This window comes from Corynebacterium sp. HMSC05E07 (assembly GCF_001807225.1).
Taxonomy (GTDB): domain Bacteria; phylum Actinomycetota; class Actinomycetes; order Mycobacteriales; family Mycobacteriaceae; genus Corynebacterium; species Corynebacterium singulare.
In genome coordinates this window covers 5,400-6,305 of sequence record NZ_KV788270.1, presented here as the reverse complement: position 1 = coordinate 6,305, position 906 = coordinate 5,400, and the positions used below count along the sequence as shown (strand labels likewise).

Here is a 906-nt window from a genome sequence, read left to right as displayed (position 1 = left end):
ACACCCCTACCAACAAGCCGCTCTCAGCACTTTTCTAGGGTAGTCGGTTACTGGTGACTTTTTCGTGCATTACACACGTCTAAATGGCTGGTCATCTTCTAAAACTCTGGGCCAAACTCTTCTTCCTGCACGCGGGGTCTAGAGCCCATTCGCTTTGGTTTCCTGAACTGGTCGATGCTTAAACTGCGTATCCGCTCTTCTGTCGGGTCGTGAATCCGTGGAGCGACTGGCGGCGGGCTTACACGCGCTGGTTTGTTGTGAGCATCATAATCCTCAAATTCAGCGTCAAATTCTGCTTGTCGCTGCTGGCGGATACGCTCCTTTTCCAGTCCACGTTGTCTCACCGCTTCTTCCATCTGATAACGCTGCTGGAGCTGGTGGATGTAGTCCATCACGGGCTTAATCTCGTAGTCACTGCCCAGACGTGATCCAGTAGTCGACGCCTTACGCTTGCCGCGCTTGGTGGGATACTTGAAAAACTCACCATCATCGTCTTTGAGCGCGTACATCGTGGTGTACTTTTCTTTGGCTTTGGGCGAGCTATTTTCACGAACGGTAAACGCCAAGTTGTGCTCACCAGCAATCTCATGAGCAACCTGCAAACCAGCTTTAACACCTTGGGCGGATCGCACACGATCATCCTGGAATAGATCCTCAACTCTGGCACGCATGAAGCTGCGCCACGTATCGCCGGTTAAGTCTCCAAGATTCAAGCCTGCTGCATCAATCTGGCGACCCTGAGCCTTGGCAAATCGCTCGGCACGAGAGAGCTCTTTCGACCCGCGCTCAAGAACCTGCAAGCCTAAGTCTTTCATGAGCTTGTCGTTCTCCTCGCGAACCGAGTGCCAGTTGCCCGCAATACGCGGTGTTTTACCAGTCGCGAAATCATGATTAGCAAGCAGGATG

1 pseudogene is annotated in these 906 nt (G+C 52.5%); it reads right to left on the bottom strand.

From position 1 onward, the window contains the following. Nucleotides 1–98 precede the first annotated feature (98 nt). Nucleotides 99–906, bottom strand: a pseudogene (locus HMPREF3149_RS10835) (hypothetical protein); the annotation flags it as partial.